Raw genomic sequence first — 321 nt, forward strand, 5'->3', positions numbered from 1 at the left:
TCATCGTCAGCGACCCCGACGACCTCGCGGTGTTGCCGCTGTCCGCAGACCGGATCGATGCGGGACGTCTGCCCAGCACCTTCGACAGCGCCCGATTCGCACCCCTGCCCGCCGAGGCCACCACCACCACCACAGCGACGTCCCGCCCGCGACGGCCAGACACCCACACCGCGATGTCGCCGATCAGCAGCGGATTGTCGTCGTTCCTGACCGGCGGGGATCGTGAGCCGGCCAGGTCGCTGGTGCAGGCCGCCGCCCAGGTAGAGGCCATACTGGGCCCACCCCCTGTCAAGGCAGCCGATTGCACCCCCCGGTCCGTGG

General features: G+C 70.7%; 1 protein-coding gene. It reads right to left on the reverse strand.

The features are described 5' to 3' along the window. On the reverse strand, nucleotides 1-271 hold a 271-nt coding region (locus tag QSK31_RS48640; protein ID WP_285692018.1), incomplete at its 3' end, for a hypothetical protein. Nucleotides 272-321 lie beyond the last annotated feature (50 nt).

Origin of the sequence: Actinoplanes sp. NBRC 103695 (assembly GCF_030269485.1) — a bacterium.
GTDB lineage: Bacteria > Actinomycetota > Actinomycetes > Mycobacteriales > Micromonosporaceae > Actinoplanes.